Annotated in this window: 18 protein-coding genes and 1 pseudogene; 11 read left to right on the forward strand and 8 right to left on the reverse strand. The window is 44.6% G+C overall.

Annotation, left to right across the window (positions count from 1 at the left end; genetic code table 11):
- Positions 1-335 precede the first annotated feature (335 nt).
- The 10 genes from ACSAZL_RS04675 (at position 336) to ACSAZL_RS04720 (ending at position 8,784) form a co-directional block, all read left to right on the forward strand.
- Positions 336-911, forward strand: coding sequence for an archaellin/type IV pilin N-terminal domain-containing protein (locus ACSAZL_RS04675; protein ID WP_440947570.1), 576 nt, complete (start codon positions 336-338; stop codon positions 909-911).
- A gap of 11 nt (positions 912-922) precedes the next feature.
- Entirely contained in the window at positions 923-1,519 is a 597-nt protein-coding gene (locus ACSAZL_RS04680) for an archaellin/type IV pilin N-terminal domain-containing protein (RefSeq protein WP_440947571.1), read from the forward strand.
- A 77-nt stretch (positions 1,520-1,596) separates the two neighbouring features.
- Positions 1,597-2,268: a hypothetical protein gene (locus ACSAZL_RS04685; protein WP_440947572.1), complete on the forward strand. Its 672-nt coding sequence runs from the start codon at positions 1,597-1,599 to the stop codon at positions 2,266-2,268.
- Between the two features lie 21 nt (positions 2,269-2,289).
- On the forward strand, positions 2,290-2,766 hold the full coding sequence (locus tag ACSAZL_RS04690) for a hypothetical protein (RefSeq protein ID WP_440947573.1): 477 nt from the start codon (positions 2,290-2,292) through the stop codon (positions 2,764-2,766).
- Positions 2,767-2,770: 4 nt separating this feature from the next.
- Positions 2,771-3,244, forward strand: coding sequence for a flagellar protein FlaF (locus ACSAZL_RS04695; protein WP_440947574.1), 474 nt, complete (start codon positions 2,771-2,773; stop codon positions 3,242-3,244).
- 1 nt (position 3,245) lies between these two features.
- On the forward strand, positions 3,246-3,962 hold the full coding sequence (locus ACSAZL_RS04700) for an ATPase domain-containing protein (RefSeq protein WP_440947575.1): 717 nt from the start codon (positions 3,246-3,248) through the stop codon (positions 3,960-3,962).
- A gap of 33 nt (positions 3,963-3,995) precedes the next feature.
- A complete protein-coding gene (locus tag ACSAZL_RS04705; RefSeq protein ID WP_440947576.1) occupies positions 3,996-5,849 on the forward strand; it encodes a type II/IV secretion system ATPase subunit in 1,854 nt (617 codons plus the stop codon).
- Positions 5,850-5,860: 11 nt separating this feature from the next.
- Positions 5,861-7,483, forward strand: coding sequence for an archaellar assembly protein FlaJ (flaJ, locus tag ACSAZL_RS04710; protein WP_440947577.1), 1,623 nt, complete (start codon positions 5,861-5,863; stop codon positions 7,481-7,483).
- Between the two features lie 2 nt (positions 7,484-7,485).
- Entirely contained in the window at positions 7,486-8,472 is a 987-nt protein-coding gene (locus tag ACSAZL_RS04715; RefSeq protein ID WP_440947578.1) for a hypothetical protein, read from the forward strand.
- Positions 8,473-8,604: 132 nt separating this feature from the next.
- Entirely contained in the window at positions 8,605-8,784 is a 180-nt protein-coding gene (locus ACSAZL_RS04720) for a hypothetical protein (RefSeq protein WP_440947579.1), read from the forward strand.
- 82 nt (positions 8,785-8,866) lie between these two features.
- Here ACSAZL_RS04720 and ACSAZL_RS04725 read toward each other — a convergent pair whose 3' ends face one another.
- From ACSAZL_RS04725 to ACSAZL_RS04745, 5 genes and pseudogenes are all read right to left on the reverse strand, one after another.
- The gene (locus ACSAZL_RS04725; RefSeq protein ID WP_440947580.1) at positions 8,867-9,061 is read right to left on the reverse strand and encodes a hypothetical protein; all 195 of its coding nucleotides are present in this window, start codon (positions 9,059-9,061) and stop codon (positions 8,867-8,869) included.
- A 380-nt stretch (positions 9,062-9,441) separates the two neighbouring features.
- Positions 9,442-12,051: a valine--tRNA ligase gene (locus ACSAZL_RS04730; protein ID WP_440947581.1), complete on the reverse strand. Its 2,610-nt coding sequence runs from the start codon at positions 12,049-12,051 to the stop codon at positions 9,442-9,444.
- 155 nt (positions 12,052-12,206) lie between these two features.
- Positions 12,207-12,491 (reverse strand): annotated as a pseudogene (locus tag ACSAZL_RS04735) (IS110 family transposase); the annotation flags it as partial.
- Positions 12,492-12,796: 305 nt separating this feature from the next.
- Positions 12,797-14,068 carry an FIMAH domain-containing protein gene (locus ACSAZL_RS04740; protein WP_440947582.1) on the reverse strand — a complete coding sequence of 424 codons (1,272 nt, stop codon included), beginning with the start codon at positions 14,066-14,068 and terminating at the stop codon, positions 12,797-12,799.
- A gap of 916 nt (positions 14,069-14,984) precedes the next feature.
- Complete coding sequence (locus ACSAZL_RS04745; RefSeq protein ID WP_440948784.1) at positions 14,985-15,638, reverse strand: HAD family hydrolase; 654 nt, start codon at positions 15,636-15,638, stop codon at positions 14,985-14,987.
- Between the two features lie 392 nt (positions 15,639-16,030).
- Here ACSAZL_RS04745 and ACSAZL_RS04750 point away from each other — a divergent pair, with 392 nt between their 5' ends.
- On the forward strand, positions 16,031-16,585 hold the full coding sequence (locus ACSAZL_RS04750) for a GNAT family N-acetyltransferase (protein ID WP_440947583.1): 555 nt from the start codon (positions 16,031-16,033) through the stop codon (positions 16,583-16,585).
- A gap of 203 nt (positions 16,586-16,788) precedes the next feature.
- On the opposite strand, the gene ACSAZL_RS04755 is transcribed toward ACSAZL_RS04750, so the two are convergent.
- Genes ACSAZL_RS04755 through ACSAZL_RS04765 form a run of 3 tightly spaced genes read right to left on the reverse strand, consistent with a single transcriptional unit; the run spans position 16,789 to position 20,212 of the window.
- Complete coding sequence (locus ACSAZL_RS04755) at positions 16,789-17,667, reverse strand: ABC transporter permease (RefSeq protein WP_440947584.1); 879 nt, start codon at positions 17,665-17,667, stop codon at positions 16,789-16,791.
- Position 17,668: 1 nt separating this feature from the next.
- The gene (locus ACSAZL_RS04760; RefSeq protein ID WP_440947585.1) at positions 17,669-18,607 is read right to left on the reverse strand and encodes an ABC transporter permease; all 939 of its coding nucleotides are present in this window, start codon (positions 18,605-18,607) and stop codon (positions 17,669-17,671) included.
- Between the two features lie 54 nt (positions 18,608-18,661).
- Complete coding sequence (locus ACSAZL_RS04765; protein ID WP_440947586.1) at positions 18,662-20,212, reverse strand: ABC transporter substrate-binding protein; 1,551 nt, start codon at positions 20,210-20,212, stop codon at positions 18,662-18,664.
- Positions 20,213-20,248 lie beyond the last annotated feature (36 nt).

The following is a 20,248-nucleotide window of genomic DNA, read 5'->3' on the forward strand; positions in this document are numbered from 1 at the left end:
TACTTTCTTAATTTATTAAGTGAGTACTATACAAATTATTTGTTCAAGAAATCCTTCTCATTTTGTCCGATAAAAATTTATCTATATCATTATATTTTTTTGTATTTTTTCAAATTATTTCGAAAAAACCAATTCAATAAACTTATTATCTCTTTCTGTTTTTTCGTAGAAAAACGTTGATTAATTCTTTCTTATAAAGGTGAGGTACTCTAAAATCGCTACAATCTATCGTAAATTTTATTTAAAGTTAACCCTTCAACAGCCGAAACATTTATAATAATTCTCGATATTATATTTGGTGTTATAATAGTCACACAATATTGAGGTGATTTATTATGTGGAATCGATTAATCAAAAATGAAAAAGGGTTTACCGGGCTTGAAGCTGCAATAGTGCTGATAGCCTTCGTTGTCGTAGCTGCAGTGTTCAGTTACGTCATGTTGGGAGCGGGGTTCTATACAACCCAGAAAAGCCAGGAAGTCGTACACACTGGTGTACAGCAGGCAAGCAGTAGTCTTGCTCCTTCCGGAGATGTAATTGTTAAAGGAGGTGCTAGTGGAGTAGATGAAATCATATTCTATATCACAAGCACTGCCGGAGGATCAGCTGTGGATCTTGACAAAACAATTGTTACCTACACAGATGTCAATGATTCTATAACAATGGAAAAAGACGATGGAATATGGGATTATCTTGCCAGCATTGATAATGGTGGTGCAAATAACCTTATTGAGTCCAATGAAAAATACAAGATTACGATTGATCTGACAGCTGCCACTGCTCTTAATGATCAGCCTGTCGCAAATGAAGAAATCAAGATTCAGGTGAAACCGCCTGAGGGCGCCGTTCTTACTCTTCAGAGGACAATGCCTGCTTCAATTTCATCAGGAGTATATTATCCGGTTTACTGAGGTGATCTGTAATGTGGAATCGATTATTCAAAGATGAAAAAGGGTTTACTGGACTTGAAGCCGCAATTGTGCTGGTAGCTTTTGTAGTCGTGGCTGCAGTCTTCAGTTATGTTATGCTCGGAGCAGGTTTTTATACAACCCAGAAAAGCCAGGAAGTTGTGCACACAGGTGTAATGCAGGCAAGCAGCAGTGTTGAATTAAGTGGAGATGTAATTGCCACCGGTGATGCGGGAGCTTCTTCTACTAAACTTAAAAATGTTACTCTATGCTTGCAACTGACATCAGGCGGTTCTGCTGTAGATATGGCTAATACTTTAATAGTTGTTTCTGCTCCAGGTATAGCACCAACTGATTTGAAACTCGCTTCTGATGATGTGCCCACTGCTGCTCTCTTCGGTATAACTGGTAAGTATAATGCTAACACTAATGACCTGCTGGAGAGGTTTGAAAAATTCGAAGTAACAGTTGATCTAGATGCTGTGGGGGCTGCTGTCGATATAGAGGCAAACGATGAGTTCCAGCTTGAAATCAAACCACCTCAGGGTGCTTCCTACACCATCCACAGGCAAGCACCTCCGTCAATCAGTGCTATAATGACTCTCGTCTAAATATAAAATTAAAGCAATAATGATGCTCTTCTGGGTGTCATTATTTTTATTTTTTAATGCTACAGTTTGGTGATATAATGAATAGTGGGGAAACCTTTGACCAGTCCATGATTGATAAAATTGTAGCTACGGCTGAGAGCGATACTATAGAGTCCAAAGTTGCAAATCTTGAAGAAGAGGTAACTGAGATCAAAGGCTCGATAAAAAATCTCCTCATGGACATAAGGGAAACGATGGGAGTCCTGGAAAACCCTTTCCAGAATATTCAGGGTATTGCTAACATCTCCGGTGCCATAGTAAATCCCAGGTCGGCTGAAGACAAAGAAGACCGCCTTCCGAAAAATGAGGAACTCGAAGAGGACGAACTTGAGGATCCTGACCCGGAAATGGAGATGATTCCGAAAAATCTCTTTGAAAACATGAAATCGGCTGCTAAAAAACTGCCGAAAAGAAATGACTCTAAACTTATCGATCCGATTTCCTTCTACAGGACTATTGTCTGGAGCAAGGACATGGTCGGGAAATATGACCATGATGCAATCAAGGAATTAATTGAGGTATTTTCTCTCCTGGGGTATATTCCTGAAGATATTAAGGTAATTATTATCAGAGTCGTTGAGATTCTGGCCAAAAACAACAACCTTGATGATGCAGTGATGGATCTGTACAGGCTTTACCATATACTTAATCCGGAAGACCAGTCTCTTGACTCCAAGGTACTGGATTATGTCCTGAACGAAAAAGAGTAGATATAATCTGGTGAAAAACGCATGGCAAAGGAAGTGATAACTTCAGCGATACTCGTAATTGTGAGTGTTATAGCTGCGGTGGCTTTTGTAAATGCCGTCCTTCCTTCCGTATATGGCCTGTCCGAATCTTACAGTTCCGTTGCCCGCAGTATGGAAGACCAGTTTAAAACCGATATCGATATCATCTTTATTTATCCCGATGGGAACGACGTTTATGTATGGGTAAAAAACGTAGGGTCTTCAAATATACCTCTTTCACAGTTGCAGTACTGTGATGTTTTTATTATGTCTTCCTCAGGTTACTGGAACCCCGGATTTGAAGCCGCTTCAGATCCGTCCTGGGACTACACTCTCGAAAACGGAGATGGGGATACCTGGAATCGCGGAGAAACTATTAAAGTAACAATATCGCTCGATAGCCCGCCAGCAGATGACATTTATAAGTTTACCTTTTTCCTGTACAACGGGGTATCAACATCAGACACCTTCTCAACGTGATACCATGGGCCTCGATACAATAATCGTAGCGTTCTTTGTAGTCGGAACGATTCTGGTTGTTGCAGGTACTCTGACAATGGGGACCAATGCTCTTGTTGAGTCCTCCTATCACGGATACGTTTCAGCTCATCAGACAATGATGGACAGGCTTCAGACCCGTATTGAAATCCAGAATATAGTCTTCAACGTCTCAACAAATCATACCAGTTTCACTGTTGCGAACGCCGGTGAGACCAAATTAAGCAACTTCGACCTCTGGGATATCCTCCTGGTAAAAGACGGTCAGGTGTCCTATTTGAACGAATCTCAATACAGTATAACACCTGATATCGATATCCTTAATCCGGGGATTCTGGACCCTCATGAAAGTATTAACATCGAACTATTAATCGACCTTGACTCCAATGACAGTTTCATTGTAAAAATTATCACTGAAAACGGTATCGTCTCTTCCGCAGAGCACGAGGCAGGTGTATAAAATGGGAGAAAGTGAAGATAAAAAAAATATTATTTCAAGCGGCAATGATGAAATCGACAAAAAACTGGGTGAGGGAATCCCTCTCGGTTCCCTTGTGCTCATCGAAGGCGAAAACGATACCGGAAAGAGCGTACTCTGCCAGCAAATGGTTTATGGCGGACTGAACCAGCTTCACAGGATAGCGTACTATTCAACCGAGAATACGATTAAAAGCATGCTGGCTCAGATGGACAGCCTGAGTCTCGATATCTCGGACTTTTACAGCTGGGGCTATTTCAGGATTTTTCCGGTCCATCTGGAAGGTGTCGAATGGACTTCCGAGCAAATGAAAGGCACTCTGCATCTCGTTACAACTCATATCAAAAACATCCGAGAGAAAGTTATCATTATTGACTCTCTCACGATGTTTACTACTTATTCCGATGAGGACAACATCCTCGAATTCCTCACCAGTTTGAAAAATTTGTGCGACAAAGGATACACGATCTTCATCACTCTGCACCAGCATGCTTTCAAAGAAGACACTCTTGTCAGAATACGGTCAGCATGCGATTGTCACCTGTTTTTAAGAAAGGAACAGCTCACCGACCGCTATATCAGTGTTATGGAAGTCTCGAAAATAAGAGGCGCCAAGAAAAGTACGGGCAATATAGTGAGTTTTGAAGTCCAGCCTGGGTTCGGTTTAAAGATTATTCCAATCTCACAGGCTAAAGTATAAAGAAAACTGTAACCGGTCACGCATGGGGTATACATGGATAGCATTGAGGAAAAGCTGAGTACTGAACACGGGCATGCATTTAACGCGGGGATATACACTAATTTCCCGTTCAAACCAAAAAAGTATGATGGGCATGACCACTCAAACCTGAAAACATGTAATCTTTACAAGCTCCTCCCTCCGGAAATGAAAGCGGAAGTTGAAAAAAACCTGCACCTTCTGGAGTACCTGCATATCCTGCCAATAGATACGATGGGCATACCCAGATATGTCCCCAGGCTTGAATCAAAACACGGTGAAATAGAGGATCCCAATCTGATATACAAGGTCAACGACCAGATCTATGTGCATATCTACCCCAACAAAAACGATGTAAGGAATTTCTATATTCCCATTGAGCCCATACTTCTTACCGGAGTGGGGGGCCTCATTAAAGAACTGGAAACCAAACTTGTAGATTACCTTACGGGAATCGAGTTCGACCCTGAAAATATGGAAGAAAAGGAAAGGATTCTTAGAGAGGCCCTTGATTCCATTTGCGTAATCGGCAATAAAAAGCAGGTTGATATGTCCGCTGACGGTGCTGATTCCGGGATCAAAAAATTGGGAGCAAAGCTTTTCCCATCAAAGGAAGATCCCGAGAAGAATCACATTTACGTAACAAAGGAACAGTACGAAGCGCTGAAATACTCGATCATAAGAGACAAAATCGGTGTGGGTTTCCTTGACCCTTACATAAATGACAACAAAATAGAAGATATTACCTGCAATGGTCTCGGGCCCATTTTTATTGAGCATAAGGTGTTCAAGGGTCTCAGGAGTGTCATAGAATTCAACGACAATGACGCTCTCAATCAGTACATCGTCAGGCTTGCAGAAAGGATCGGAAAGCCCATCACTTTCAAAAATCCCATAGTGGACTCCACCCTCCCTGACGGGTCAAGAATTAACATCGTTTTCGGGGACGATATCAGTAAAAACGGGAGTAATTTCACCATAAGAAAGTTTGCTGACATTCCGTTCAGTATTCTTCAGGTCATAAAAGGAGGGACCCTCGATTACAGGATGGCAGCGTACCTGTGGATCCTGATCGGTGAAGGGATGAGCGGTTTCATCTGCGGAGAAACAGCCAGCGGTAAGACTACCACGTTGAACGGGATTACAGCCTTTGTAAATCCCGAGTCAAAACTGGTTTCAATCGAAGATACGCCTGAACTGCAGATCCCGCACAAAAACTGGACCCGGGAAACAACAAGAGGCAGTACGAGGGGCGGAGGGATAGGAGAAGGTAGCGGATCGGACGTTACGATGTTTGACCTTCTCAAAGCGGCATTGAGGCAGAGGCCAAACTACATCCTTGTAGGAGAAATCCGAGGTGTTGAAGGTAATGTCGCATTCCAGGCTATGCAGACCGGACACCCCGTCATGTCAACGTTCCACGCTGCAACCGTTGAGAAACTGATCCAGAGGCTTACTGCCGATCCTATAAACATTCCTAAAACGTATGTGGACAACCTCAACTTTGTCATTATCCAATCTGCGGTACGGAGACCGGACGGCAAGCTTGTGAGAAGGGTCCTCAGTATAAATGAGGTTCTCGGATACAACCCGGATAAAGGCGGAATTTCCTTTATTGAAGCCTTTTCCTGGGACCCTGTTACTGATACGCATGTTTTCAGTGCTATGGGAAGTTCGTACATCCTTGAGAACAAAATCGCCACGAGGCTCGGGATCCCTGGCAAGAAAAAGAAGGTAATTTACGATGAAATTGAAAAACGGGCAAAAATACTGGAGAAATTGGACAGTGAAGGAATTGTAAATTACTGGGACTTTTTTAACACGATCGCAAAGATTACAAAGGCCGGTATGCTGAGAATTCAGTTCTGAAGGTGGTTTGGATGGAAAACTCTGCGATAAAAAACGTTTCCAACAAAAAGTCCGGTTTACAGCCCCTTTTGGACCAGCTTGCTCTTAAATTCAAACGTTACCAGAAAGAACTCTATATGAGTAATGATATGCTGTTTTCCCTTACTTATATGGCTTCAATCTCAACTGCCAATCTGACAAGGGACAAAATATTCACAAGCATCTCGGACAAAAAGGAATACTGCCCGAGTAAATATTTCAATCTTATTAGAGAGCTGGCCCAGCACTGGCACTATGACTACGCCAATGCCTGCGAGCTCATATCCACAAAAGTAACGCACGAGAGAATGCGGGAACTTCTTAACAGGTTATCAAACGCCATAGCAGCAGGAGAGCCTGATAGCGAATTCCTCACGAAAGAATGGAAATTATTTAAGACAAAAAGAAAAGACGAGTTCGAAAGAGACCTCGAAACCACCAAAGAATGGTCAAACGCTTATACAGCTCTGCTTGTTTCCACATCCCTCGTAGCTATTATTATCTTACTTTCAGTAATTTTGTATAATATTGGGGACCCGGCAGATACGCTTTATGCCACAATGTTCATCATATTTTTCATGGCGTTCTTTGGGGTAGGCTTACTTTTCAAAGCCTCTCCGAAAGATTCGAAAGTCCACGGCTTAAGCATAAAATCCCGGGAGCAGGTCTATATCTATAAGTGGGCTCCGCTTTCCCTCGCTCTGTCTGCACTGGCTGTTATATTATTCACCGTTATACCGGCTTTCATCGGTTCAGCCGATTTTTTCATTGACATTAAAGGAGTCGGACTGGTTCTGGCAGGAGTTATTCTGATGCCTGTCGGAATGGCGGCGAATAAAGATATCGATAAGATTAACAAAAGGGACGAATGCTTTACAACTTTTATCCGGAGCCTCGGGTCCATTGTAAGCGGGTCCGGGCTAACGGTACCAAAAGCCCTTCTGAAGATCGATCCCAAAAACCTTGGGGAACTTAAGGATATGAGCCAGGAGCTTTACAAGAAACTGGCATCCGGGCTGGACCCTGCGCTGTGCTGGGGAAGGTTTGTAGGAGAGACGGGCAGCTACTTGATCTACAAATTGACAAGTGTGTTTGTAGATGCCGTAAATTTAGGGGGCAATGCGGAAGCAGTAGGCGAGCTTGTGAGCTCGTCCAACCTTGAACTGGTCCTTTTGAGAATGAAAAGGGAGCGCATAGCCAAAGGATTTTCCAGTCTCGTCATCCCCCTTCATGTGGCAATGGTTGCCCTTCTTCTATTCATAGGCCAGATCCTGACGATCTTTTCCACTATCATAACTTCCCTTTTTACCCAGTTTGATATCACCGGGTCCGAACTTGAAGGTATACCCGGCGGTATGGGCGGCATGAATCTGGGGATATTTGGCGGGGTTCCGATCGAATTATTGGGCCAATTCGTTGTGATAGTGACCATCATCCTAACACTTGCAAACATATTTGCAATTGTTGCGGTGAAGGGGGGGCCGATGTATCTGGCAATCTATTATGGTATGTTTATGTTTACCCTGTCAGGGGTACTGATGATTATAGTTCCTCCACTGGTGAAAATGGCCTTCTCCTTTGATGGAGTACTTGATAGTCTCGCAGGAGGTGTATGAATATGGACCTGATAACCGTATATGAAACTAATTTCACTATCTTTATAGGTATTTTCGTAACTCTGGTCGTAATGGGAACAGCAACTCTATACGATAGATATAAAAGTAAAGGCGGAGCCTCACTCGGTCCCGGTAAGTTTAAATTTTTTACTAACCTGGGCCCAAAAACAAAAACTTTCAGCTTCAAGGGCTTGAGGTATTTTTCCGATTATGGCAAAAAGCTCAGCAGTTTTATTCCGAAAAGCTCCGGCTCAGTCCGGAAAAGGTCCGGTTCGGGCCGGAAAAAATCCAGTTCGGTCAAAAGAGCCTCCAGCAAAAATTCCCTTGATAAAGTAGGAACAATATTCCTTAAAGCAAAAGGTGCTATTCGGAAGTTTTTTGCGAGCTTGAGCAATAAAATTTCATCGCTTTCTTCCTCCTTACCTCGCAGGAATAAAAAAGATGAAGATAAACTTGTCTCCTTATCTGATTACGGGGAGGCAGATACAAAATTAAGTTCAGCTGAAAAAGTTAACCACCTTGATAAAGTGGTCGAATCCAAAAAAGACGAGTTAGATTTTGATGACGATCTTCTGACTAAAATGTCCAACACAGGCACTTTAATAAGTAATAGTCCTGCAAGCAATGGTCTTGAAGCTGATACTAAAGAACAATCATTCGGGGAAATGGCTTCGGAACTCGATTCATCCTTTGATGATGATTTTAATTTCGATGGAAGTGAATTTGCGATTAAAGTTGATGGGCTGGACGATGAACCTTCCGAAAATAACTTCGAATTTAACGACAACGCTGCAGAAATAAAGTTTGATGAAGACAGCGATGATTTGTTAGCTTCACTCAAGAAAGAAATCATAGTTACAACAGAGAAAAAGATCAATTTCATGGATAGTATGCAGGGCGAAGATCTGGATTTGAAGGTGATGAAATCCGACCTTGAAGGTATTCTCAAGGACCTGAAAAAATATAGGCAGTATGCAACTCATAACTGATCATGAGTCATGATACTGGAGATAACTTCAGTATTCTTACAGTACTCTAACTGATATTTTAACCAAAAAACAAAACCCAACCTATAAAACAAAAGTAAATTGTACAGTAACATGCGAAGTGAGTGATGAATAATGATAGATGCAAAATATGTCGGACTTATAGTTTTAGCAGTATTTTCAGGATCAATGCTTGTATACACCTGGCTGTCTCTGTATAACAGATTTGATCCCAGTGTAATGTTCTATGCAGCGCTTCTGATCATATCTTTTTCCCTGATGCTGGTAAAGAGACAAACGCCGTCAACGAATTAAAAATATGTCCCGAGGGTTTCAAAAGACCTGTAAAACCAGAATCCGTATATAAATCCCAATCGGAATTCGTTGGGATTGCAGGTTAATTGAAATCCTCTTCCTTTATATTTTTCTCTCCTGCAATTCTTTCCTCTCTTTCTATAATTCTCTTTAGTGGTTCTCTTTGAGTGGTTTTTTGAGTGTCATAAACTTTTAAAATCGGGTGGTCTTTGATTAATTGTTTAATCCGTACCTGAAACCGACGAGAATCTTTCAGTTTTCTTTTCCCGCGCTGCATGCTGCCAGGACATGTCAACCGGATAAAATGATATTCTTAATGTCGAAACCCGTCTTTTCAATTTTGCCAGGTATAAATGCCCCCCCCCAGCCGGTTGTCTGGAGACTCATCAAGAAAGAAACCCGAAAAAAGGAAAAAGTAGTAAAAAGGAAGAAAAGAAATTGTAGGTTATTGCTTGCATATTCTCTTTTCTTCTTTTGTTTAGTCCGCTTGAGCGAAGCTTATTTGCTCAAATTCATAACTTAGTCTGCTTGAGCGCAGTTCACTACTTTATCCCAAAATTGGCCCTCTTGAGCGAAGCGAAAAGGGCAGCGTACTGCAGAGCCGCAACTCTGCCGAAACAGACCGCGTACTCCCGAGGCGCAATTCGGGGGTGAAGCTTACCTTACAATTACGACTACTGCGCCTTTTACATCAAGAACGTCTACCTCGCGGCCTCCGGAGATTACTTCTTTCCGGACTTCGACCGCCACGGGTTCGAGTTCTATTGCTTCGCCGTTTATGGTAACGGTTATTTTTCCTGACGCTGCCTGAGCTTCAATTGCAGCAGGGTCTTCTGCCTGAAGCGCTTTCACAACGGCTCCGGCCTCTTTCCTGAAGCGAGGTCCCAGGAAGCCCATGTTGGGCTTTACTTCCACGGGCACATACTCAAATGAGGGAGCCCCTGCCATAAGTTCAACTTCAGAGTTCGTAGCCCCTGCAATATCCCCGGTATCGATCTCTGCATTGTAGATCTCTATTTTTTTCAGGGGAGAGTTCAGGGCCATTCCAAGGTCGGACTTGTATCTGCGGACCTCACCTGTAATCTCTTTGATCATTTCGCCGGCAGCTTCGGCTCCTTCGCTAATCAGGCTTTCATTGACTGCGGGCCAGGCCTGCATATGCACACTTTCCTCGCCGAACCTGGAGTACATCTCTTCTGCAAAGAAGGGTATGAACGGAGCAAGCAGCAGGGAGAGGGTCCGGGTTGTAGTGTAAAGTACATACTGGGCGGCTTTCCTGCTTTCAGGGTCTTCCCCGTAGAGCCTGCCTTTTACAAGTTCCAGGTAGTTATCTGCAAGGACTTCCCAGGCAAAGCCCCTTATGGCTTTGAATGTGGAATCGAACTGGTATCCGTCAAGCTCTTTTGTGGTAGTGTCCACAAGTCTGTTGAGCTTGCTCAGAAGCCACTTATCAATTGTAAGGAGGGAGTCCGGAGGGAAGTTTTCGGCGTCTGCAGGTTCAAAGTCCTTTAAGTGGGACATCGAGAACCGGTAGATGCTCCACATTTTCTGCAGGAAGCGAGAGGCTGAGACCACGTCTTTCCAGCGGAACATTACGTCCGAGCCTGTGGAACCTCCTACAGCACCCCACTGCCTGAAAGCATCGGCACTGTACTGGGTTGTTACCTCTTCGGGAGAGATTACGTTTCCGAGCGACTTGCTCATCTTATGCCCGTCGGGTCCTAGCACCATCCCGTTGATCACTATGGAATCCCAGGGCCTCTTGCCTTCGAGAGCCAGGCTTCTCAGGATTGTGTAAAAAGCCCAGGTCCTGATGATGTCATGCCCCTGAGGGCGGATCTGTGCAGGCAGGCGGAGCTCGTGCTCGCTTTCCCAGCCAGTGACATGCAGGGCAGTAATCGAGGAGTCCATCCAGGTGTCCAGTACATCGGTTTCGGGTTCAAATTCGGTCGAGCCGCAGGCACAGGCTTTCTTTGGCGCATTTTCGTTCGGGTCAATCGGGAGCCAGCTCTCTTCGGCAATCATGACTTCCCCGCACTTTTTACAGTACCAGATCGGGATCGGGGTTGCAAAGATCCTCTGCCTCGAGATACACCAGTCCCATTCCATAGTGCCTGTCCAGTTCTGGAGCCTTACTTTCATGTATTCGGGGTACCAGTTAATCTCATCTGCGGCTTTCAGGATGCCTTCGTGGTTGATTTTTACGAACCACTGAGGCTCGGAAAGGATTTCTATGGGGGTGTCGCAGCGCCAGCAGAGCCCCACATTCTGTTCAAGGGGCTTCTGTTCATAGAGGAAACCTGCAGCTTTCAGGTCGGCGGTTACGGCTTCCCTGCATTCGGCCAGGGTCATTCCTTCATATTTGCCTGCGGCTTTTGTCATCCTGCCCTCTTTGTCGAGGGCTTTTATAAGGGGCAGTCCGTATTTTACCCACCAGCGCACATCCTGCTTGTCTCCGAATGTACAGATCATCACAGCGCCTGTCCCGAATTCGGGCTCAACGGCTTCGTCTGCAATGAGTGGCACTTTCTGCCCGAAGATGGGTACTGTGAGAGTCTTCCCTACATGTGCTTTATAGCGTTCATCCCTGGGGCTTACGGCTACAGCAACACAGGCTGCCATCAGTTCGGGCCTTGTGGTTGCTATGTCTACCCTGTCAAAGTGGACGAGGTTCAGTTTGGTTTGCCTTGTCTCATACTCGACTTCTGCAAAAGCGATAGCAGTTTCACAGCGGGGGCACCAGTTGACCGGATGGTCTTCGTGATAAATGTGCCCGTCGTTGTACATCCGGACAAAGGATTTCTGTGTCTTTACGAAGTATGAAGGCTCCATGGTAACGAATTCGTTGCTCCAGTCCACGGAAAAGCCCAGACGCAGCATTGTTTTGCGCATCTTTTCGATGTTTCCTGCAGTAAGCTCCCTGCACATCCTGCGGAACTCGGTTCTGGGGACCTGGTTTTTCGTAATCCCGTGGATTTCTTCAACCTTAACTTCCGTCGGCAGGCCGTGGCAGTCCCAGCCCTGGGGGAACATCACATTATATCCGCGCATGCGTTTGTATCTGGCAATAAAGTCGATGTAGCACCAGTTAAGTGCGTTTCCGATGTGGAAATTGCCTGTAGGATAGGGAGGTGGAGTATCAATAATATACTGGGGACGGGTATCTTCTCCCCAGTTAAAGTGGTACATGGAGAGGTTCCATTTCTCCATCCACTTTTCCTCGACCTCGTTAGCATTATATTCTTTTGGAATTTCCGATTCTGTCATAGGGACACTCCATGATTGAGAAATAAGTGTAAGAATTTCTTGGGTTTTAGAGTGCTTGCGATTATTTAAATATATCTGGTTTGATGAGATGGAAATCTCTGCCTGTGCGAGAAGTATAAGGAATATCAATCCCGCTGAATAGGTGGATATTCCAGGGAATCTATCGGAACGGTGCGGATACTTTTCCAATTTTGCACTTGCCAGGAATTTCCGACTATAACAGGCAAATAATCTATCAATGATCCATAAATCGAAACCCAGAAGTCACTTGTTGATTCGCAGGCAACAACGTCACATTTTTCTGAAATTACCCAATTTTTAAGGTTTAAAATTCCATCATCATCTCTGGAAAAACGTTGTTGCTGTTTTTCACCTGATCTGCTGAGAATAGTAGCAATAACAAAACGTTTGTGAATATCTAAACCGCAAGATTTGTTTATTTCTCCTTCCTATTTACGTTGCCCATCATTTCAAGGGCAATAGAATTGCCTCAAAGGCAATTTGGCATCCGTGATCAAAGTCACATCTGAGCCTTCGATGGCAATTCACGGGTTAGTTCTTGACGATTTCGGAGAACCAAAGAAAAGACAACCTTCCTGTCCCAAAGTAATTCCTGTCCCAAAGTAATTCCTGTCCCAAAGTAATGATTGAGTAAGTAAACAAAAAAGGTAAGTGAGAAGGACTTTCATTCTTTGGGCATGTTATTCGAAGAATATATGTGCGTTTTTTATGCTTGTTGAGATTTTCAACCTTCCATAAGCTTAATAATCTTCTGTGTTTCTTTGATTAAAGTGTCAGCCTGATCAGCACTTATCCTGGAACAAAGCCTCATTTTATTAATATAATTAATAAATTGTTTGAGTTCACGTATTGCTTTTTTTTCTTTTCCTTCTTCTAGATGATTAATTATCTTTTCTAATCTTTTGTTGAGAACCATTTTAGTATTGTTGTCTACGTTTTCGAGATTGCACGTATAGTTCTTTAGTTCTTTGATTTCATTGAGTGGGTTATTTACCCCTTCGAGCTTGATCAATAAGGCTTTATAGTCTCCTCCGGGGGGCCTTATATGTCCTGCGAGTATATATCCCCCATTTTCTGTTTCCTGAACGGAATTTATGAAATCGTCACCAGCTTTCTCAAATACTATATTCCATTCTTCGTCTCCATTCGGATCCGTCTTTATTAACCACGAAGTATACTCGTCTTCATCTATAAAGTCTGAATATCCTGAGATTATATACCCACCATCATCAGTCTCCTGGGCAGAAGATGAGTGGAAGTAGTTTGCTTTAGAAACTGTTTTGTTCCATTCTTCGTCTCCATCTGAGTTAGTCTTGATCAGCCACGTTTTCTCACTTAGATAACTGCTATCGGACCTGGTATTTCCTACCAGTATGTATCCTCCCTCCATCGTTTCTTTTGCAGAAACTATCTGGTCATAGCCCGTATTACTGAAAGACCTGTTCCATTCTTCTTCTCCATCCTGATCAGTCTTTATTAGCCAAAAACTACGATTATCTGTACCAAGAAGGCTTGTTCCACAAGCAAGTATATAACCTCCTTCTCCAGTTTCCTGAACAGAATATGCAGCTTCATCGCCCGTTCCTCCAAATATTCTACTCCATTTTTCATTCCCCTCTGTATCTATTTTTATAAGCCAGGCATCAGATGCACCTGTACTGGAAGAACTCGTGCCTCCTGCGAGTACATATCCTCCATCGCTTGTCTCTTGAACATCCTGGAAATAGTCTGTGTGCACTCCCCCGAAAGTTCTATTCCATTCCTCATTCCCTTCTGAATCTGTCTTTACCAACCATGCATTGACACCCCTGGACTCATTATATCCTGCCAGAATATATCCTCCATCGCTGCATTCCCTAGCAGCAGGTGCAGCTTCATCACCTGTTCCTCCAAATGTCCTATTCCATTGTTCTTTTCCTGCAGAATCTGTTTTTATTAATACAAAGTTTGTCTCTCCTGATTCGGGATAATTTTGAGCGATCATTCCTGCAAGCATGTACCCTCCGTCCTTGACTTCTTGACCAGACCAGATAAAGAGTCTTCCTTCCTCGCCATATGTTCTGCTCCACGCTTCTTCTGGTGCTATAGAAGCCGATAAAGCGGTACCTGTACTGAAAAGCAATAAAATAAAGCAACCAAAAAACAGGGAATATTTGATTTTCGTTTAAAACCCTCCAAACATATTTTTAATACCAACATATTACATATTTGCACAATGTTGTATATAAATATACTTTTAAAGACTTTGTAGAATCCTTAATATATGCAAATCATTTCTACAACTTTTTTGGTTATGTTGTACAATAACAGTTTAACTTTATTTCTTTAGCATCACTTTAGTCGAATGTCCTGTAACTTACTGCAAACTATCTTAGCCAAAACGAATGGATATAATTCATTTACACCTCACACAGAACTTCTACACATGGTTAAAAACAGCTTCCTTACTTCTTTTATCCTGAATGGTGCAGACTTCACAGACTACTCGAAGACGTTAGCCTTAAATCACGGCATCTCCACAGGTAATCTGCCGGGGAAATAAGGCTATGGAGAATCGAAAGATGAACCGTCGCTTGAAGGATCATTAAGTTAGAATGCGAAACCAGGCTCTTAGGCATGGTCAAAGGCACGAAATATGGTCTGGATGGCCGAGTAGACATCCAGGCGAATGGACACATATGCCTCTGGTATACAGGTGGCTCCTAAGGTCTCAACAATTACCCCCAGTTTGGAACCTGGTAAACTTATGTGTTATCTTTGGGTAGTATGGTCGCGAGATCGAGCAATGACACAGACGGCATAGGATGTGATAAAAAGCAAAAAGAGAATTGATTAGTGTAGAATGCAGGATATCCAGAGATACACAACGGTACGGGTCTTACAAATAGTAAACTCAGCAACCAGTGGGCAGTTCACGCATATCTCCAGGCATCCCTGATATGCATGGCATTCATTCCGAGGCTTTGAGGCGGGTATATATCGTTTTCCGGGGTGTCTCCGATAGAGAGCACTTCCCAGGGCTCAAGCCCGAGGCCGTCAAGAGCCATCCTGAAGAGTCGGGTGTCAGGTTTCTTGATCCGGTGGTCCGAAGACATAATTACGAAATTAAAGCGGTCGTACAGGCCCAGGAAGCGAAGCTCCTGTTCCGTAAAAACCCTCTGGGCATTGGAAACAATGCATTTGGGGATGTTTCTGTATTTTTCAAGCAGGCGCAGGCTCTGAGGGTAAGCTTCGAGTTTCTTTAACGACGCCGTTCTGAAGACCTTGGCTGTTTCAATCCCAAGCCAGAAGGGGTCGATTTCCCTGAAGGCATTCTCGGCACAGATCTCTGAAAAAATCTCTTCTATGCGGATATCAGGGTGCTGCTGGCCTGAGTTTCCAAGCCTGCCTATAACTTTCCACCTGTATTCTTCCCGGAGCCGGTTGGGTTCTATCTTCACCCCCTGATAGAGTAACCATTTGCTTACCCTTTCGTTTGTTTCCCGGCCTCCTTCATCTGTTTTTATGTCGATGAGAGTTTTATAACAGTCAAAGATTAAACCTTTAATTTTTCCGTTCTGGAGCATAGGGATTCTCCGTATATTTTTTGACATTTCTAGATATTTCAGATCTTTTCTATCTTTATCTTCTATCAATCCTAATATTGTCCTTTGGATATATAGATATTTCGGAAATACCCATATTAGATGCAAGAATAAATATATAGTTCTCTATATCTATATATTTCATCTCCGGTATTAATTCGGAGTTAAAATTAAAAATGATAGGTTTAAACTGGTCCGGTGGTGCCATAGTCGTTGCGGCCACATAGTAGTAGAAAAGTCTACTCGTGGGAGTGTATGTCTTCCTGAAGTGTTTTCTGAGTGGAGTAATTAACCGATAACTTTACAAACTATACAAAAACAATTTTTAAACTAAATTCGAATTTGAGAGTCTCTCCTGAATGGAGGTTTAATTGTTGCACACAATAGAAACTGATAGAATAGTGATTAGAAAATTTACACCTGAAGATTGGAAAGACTTGTATGATTATCTGTCTGATGCAGCAGTTCTGAAATTTGAACCTTACGATATTTTTACTGAAGCCCAATGCAAACTGGAAGCAATAAAAAGGTCAAATCAAGAATCTTTTTTGGCAGTGTGCTTGAAAAGCACCGATAAATTGATAGGAAATATTTATATTGAGCAACAGCACCCAAAAAAATATTCTACATGGGAGCTCGGGTACGTCTTTAATTCTAAATATCAGGGATACGGATATGCGACTGAGAGTTGTAAAGCAGTTTTAAATTATGCGTTTAAAACTCTGCAAGCCAGGAGAGTTGTTGCCATGTGCAATCCCCAAAACAAAGCATCATGGAAACTGCTGGAACGATTACATTTTCGAAAAGAGGGCCATTTGCTCAAAAATATATATTTTAAGTCTGATGAACAAGGGAACCCTATTTGGCAGGATACTTACGAATATGCAATATTATTTGAAGAATGGCTATCTCAAACTACAAAGGCATAATTCTGCTTTTAGTATGAAGCAGATCAATATAATTTAATTCCATATCTCATTCTTAAATTCTCCATATGACATGCATGAATGGTTTCTCAAATGACTTGAAGCTAGACAAACTGATCTATATGAAATTTCATTAAAGGAAAGGCTTCTATTCGATAAGAAACGCCCTAAAGAATAAAATCACAATGCTGCTCTTTGCATGCCAATCAAAGATCTATCATATCGGACCTGGGATCGGCGATAGACCTCAATTCGGAACCTATGAGATTTGTCGCAAGGACAAACAGCATGATCATACCGCTTGCAGACAGTGCCATCATCGGGGCAGTCTGGAGGTACACCACGCCGTCCTTCAGGATCGCCCCCAGTTCCGGGGTAGGAGGCTGGATCCCAAGCCCGAGGAATCCAAGTCCGGAAATTGCAATAATCCTGGACCCAAGTCCGAGTGTTGCGATCTCAATGATAGGTCCGTAGCTGTTGGGGAGAATATGGTGGAGAAGAATGTATTTATCAGATGCACCAAGCGCCTTTGCTGCCTCGACGAATCCGCTATTTTTTAGCGAAAGGGTAGAACCCCGGATCATCCGTGCGTACTTTGCCCAGCCCGAGATAGAAAAAGAAAGAATGATACCTTCGGGACTGGGGCCGACAACCCCAACAATTGCAATTGCAAGGACGATGTTGGGAAAGGCAAGCAGCACATCCGTCAACCGCATCAGGACCGCATCATACCTGCTGAAATAACCTGCATACATTCCTATGGTAATCCCTACAGTCACGACGGTTAGAGTCGAAATGATCGCAATTGAGAGCGAGGTCTGCGCCCCGTATACTATCCGGCTGAAGATACACCTGCCAAACTGGTCCGTCCCGAGGGGAAAAGATTCCGACGGGGGAGATAACCGTTCTTCAAAATGCATTTCTGCAGGGTCGTGCGGGGAAATAGCCGGAGCCGTTATAGCGAGCATTGAGATCAGGGTGAACAGCAGAATACCGAAGGTAAGCGTCATGTTGCTCCGCAGAAGCATCCGTGTCCGGTTAATGCCGGAGGCTGCCCATTTTCTTTCCGGGTGCGAATATTCCATATCATTCCTCCTGCCTGATTGACGGGTCAAGATAGAAGCAGGCGACGTCGACGCCGAGATTGATCAGCACGACAATCGCTGCGAAGGTGAGCATGCACCCCTGGACCACCATAATGTCCATCGAGGAAACAGAATTCACAAGAAGCCTACCAAGCCCGGGAAGTGCAAACATGTTTTCGATAACGACCGCACCTCCAAAGAGCCATCCGAACTGGGTGCCCATATATATCAGGACCGGGATAAGGGCATTCTTGAGGGCATGCCGCCGAATAACGGCCCTGTAACCCAGCCCTTTTGCCCGTGCTGTCCTGATATAGTCCTGTTCAAGTGTTTCGATCATGCTCGTCCGCATGATACGCATCGTTATTGCGGTGAGGCCTATCGAAAGAGCCAGGGAGGGAAGGATGAGGTGTTCCGGACCTCCCGTTCCTGCAACCGGGAGGATGCCCAGATAGACGCCTCCAACGAGCATAAAAATTATCGCAACGAAAAACTCGGGGCTTGAAAGGCTGATGATGGAGCTAAGTCTGCAGAGGTGGTCCACAAACCCGTTCTGTCTCAGTGCCGCGGCGATTCCGAGCGGAATAGCTACGGCAGCCGAGAAGAACATTGTAAGGACGGCGAGAGAGAAGGTTATGGGTAGGGCATGTGCGATTTCCTCGGTTGTACTCCGCTTTGTCTGGTAAGAATACCCCAGATCCCCGGATATGACCCGCGAAGCCCATTTCAGATAGCTGACATACCAGGGGTCGTCAAGCCCCATCTCCTCATGAAGTTTGGCTACCGCCTCTTTCGGGGGGCTTTCGGTGCCCAGGGTGGCTCGGAGTGTGATCTCGGCCGGGTCTCCCGGGGAAAGGGAGATTACCGCAAAAGTGATGAGCGAGATCCCTATCATTACCGGGGTCAGTTGAAGCAGGCGGTTCAGTATGATCGTACGCATCATTCTTACTCAAACCCTGTCCGAATGAAATGGATGCGGGAGGCGTATCCCGCATCAGGTGACCGAGACATTCTCAAGGTGGAGCGAGTACTCCGTAGGATGGAGGCGGTATCCCTCTATATTCGAGGTGGCAACGTCAATATTGACGTAATAGTTGAGATATGCAACCGGCGCTTCTTCGACGACAATTGCCTGGACCTCATCATAGAGTTCTTTCCTGGCAGCCATGTCGGACGTGGTTCTGGACTGTTCGATCAGCTCGTCCACACTGTCGTTGTGCCAGTGATACGCCCCCCAGCCGTCTATTGACGTACCGCTCGAGTGATAATCGGTCATCATGATCTCGTCGGGGTCGGGTACGAAGAGCAGCCCCCTTCCGACCAGGAAGATATCGAACTCGCCTTTATTTCGGAGAGAATTGGCGGCATCGGTGTTGAGGATCTGAAGTTCGGTCTCAAACCCGACTTTCCTGAGCTGCTGCTCGATCACCTCGGCTATCGGCGGCAGTTCTGCCCGCTCCGGGTAAGTAACGAGCGTAATCTTCAGAGGTCTGCCGTCTTTATCAAGAGTCCCGTCTCCGTCCGTGTCTGTCCACCCTGCCTCTTCAAGAAGCGATTTCGCTTTCTCCGTATCATACGTGTATGGGGCAATCTCCTGGTTAGCCCAGTAAAAGTTCGGCGGGAAGAGCCCTGCTGCCGTTGTCCCGTATCCGTGAAGGACATACGTCACTATTGCTTCCCGGTCTATGGCATAGTTGACAGCCTGGCGCACCCGCTTATCGTCGAAGGGCTCCTTTTCTGTGTTGAACCCTATCATTCTTACGCGAGCAATAGGCTGCTGCAGGACGGAATAGTCAGCCTTTTCCGTATATTCCTCGGCAATCTCCGGAGAGAGGATCATTGCTATCTGAATTTCCTTACTGTCAAGGAGTAGCTTTCTCGTAAGGGTCTCGGGAATTATACGGTATATCACCTTATCAACCGAGGCAGCCTGTCCCCAGTAATCGGGGTTCTTGACGACAACAACCTCTTCTTCCGGTTTCCAGGACTCGAAGATGAAAGGGCCGGTGCCTACGGGCTTTACAACATTGCCTTCCGCGTCGTAAGATCCGGGAGCAAGAGCCGCACTCTCTGCTCTGGAGAGATAGGCAGGCAGTGAAGGGAAGGGGGAATCGAGGCTGATTTCCAGGGTCAGGTTATCAGGGACCTCAATGGCTGATACCGGAATTTTCCCGAATATCGCCTCCGACTGGACAAAGGACCTTTCGAGCGAGGTCTTCATTATCCCGGCTGTAAATGGGGTCCCGTCATGGAAACGGACACCGTCTCTTAAAATGAATGTCCAGTTTTTTCCATCACCGGAAACCTCCCATGATTCTGCAAGGGAAGGGGCGATCTTCCCCTCATAATCGACTCCTACGAGGGTCTCTGCATATCCGAGCCTTTGAGGGATATAACCTGACAGGTGAGGATCGATAGTATTCGGACTCCATTGGCCCGAGATGGAGAGCGTCTGAAGTTCTTCTTGCTGTTCCTGGTCTGTACAGCCCGCTCCCATGACAGCGAGAGCCAGCAGAATGAAGAGAATTCCCTCTTTTCTTGTCATATTAACTCATCACACCCAGTTTACGTATCAAGATCA

Origin of the sequence: Methanosarcina mangrovi (assembly GCF_052057765.1) — an archaeon.
Lineage (GTDB): Archaea > Halobacteriota > Methanosarcinia > Methanosarcinales > Methanosarcinaceae > Methanosarcina.

What these genes read in the sequence shown, in the direction of transcription:
- ACSAZL_RS04675 (WP_440947570.1), top strand. Translation starts at nt 336, where the DNA reads ATGTGGAATCGATTAATCAAAAATGAAAAAGGGTTTACCGGGCTTGAA.
- ACSAZL_RS04680 (WP_440947571.1), top strand. Translation starts at nt 923, where the DNA reads ATGTGGAATCGATTATTCAAAGATGAAAAAGGGTTTACTGGACTTGAA.
- ACSAZL_RS04685 (WP_440947572.1), top strand. Translation starts at nt 1,597, where the DNA reads ATGAATAGTGGGGAAACCTTTGACCAGTCCATGATTGATAAAATTGTA.
- ACSAZL_RS04690 (WP_440947573.1), top strand. Translation starts at nt 2,290, where the DNA reads ATGGCAAAGGAAGTGATAACTTCAGCGATACTCGTAATTGTGAGTGTT.
- ACSAZL_RS04695 (WP_440947574.1), top strand. Translation starts at nt 2,771, where the DNA reads ATGGGCCTCGATACAATAATCGTAGCGTTCTTTGTAGTCGGAACGATT.
- ACSAZL_RS04700 (WP_440947575.1), top strand. Translation starts at nt 3,246, where the DNA reads ATGGGAGAAAGTGAAGATAAAAAAAATATTATTTCAAGCGGCAATGAT.
- ACSAZL_RS04705 (WP_440947576.1), top strand. Translation starts at nt 3,996, where the DNA reads ATGGATAGCATTGAGGAAAAGCTGAGTACTGAACACGGGCATGCATTT.
- flaJ (WP_440947577.1), top strand. Translation starts at nt 5,861, where the DNA reads ATGGAAAACTCTGCGATAAAAAACGTTTCCAACAAAAAGTCCGGTTTA.
- ACSAZL_RS04715 (WP_440947578.1), top strand. Translation starts at nt 7,486, where the DNA reads ATGGACCTGATAACCGTATATGAAACTAATTTCACTATCTTTATAGGT.
- ACSAZL_RS04720 (WP_440947579.1), top strand. Translation starts at nt 8,605, where the DNA reads ATGATAGATGCAAAATATGTCGGACTTATAGTTTTAGCAGTATTTTCA.
- ACSAZL_RS04725 (WP_440947580.1), bottom strand. Translation starts at nt 9,061, where the DNA reads ATGCAGCGCGGGAAAAGAAAACTGAAAGATTCTCGTCGGTTTCAGGTA.
- ACSAZL_RS04730 (WP_440947581.1), bottom strand. Translation starts at nt 12,051, where the DNA reads ATGACAGAATCGGAAATTCCAAAAGAATATAATGCTAACGAGGTCGAG.
- ACSAZL_RS04740 (WP_440947582.1), bottom strand. Translation starts at nt 14,068, where the DNA reads ATGCTTGCAGGAATGATCGCTCAAAATTATCCCGAATCAGGAGAGACA.
- ACSAZL_RS04745 (WP_440948784.1), bottom strand. Translation starts at nt 15,638, where the DNA reads ATGCTCCAGAACGGAAAAATTAAAGGTTTAATCTTTGACTGTTATAAA.
- ACSAZL_RS04755 (WP_440947584.1), bottom strand. Translation starts at nt 17,667, where the DNA reads ATGGAATATTCGCACCCGGAAAGAAAATGGGCAGCCTCCGGCATTAAC.
- ACSAZL_RS04760 (WP_440947585.1), bottom strand. Translation starts at nt 18,607, where the DNA reads ATGCGTACGATCATACTGAACCGCCTGCTTCAACTGACCCCGGTAATG.
- ACSAZL_RS04765 (WP_440947586.1), bottom strand. Translation starts at nt 20,212, where the DNA reads ATGACAAGAAAAGAGGGAATTCTCTTCATTCTGCTGGCTCTCGCTGTC.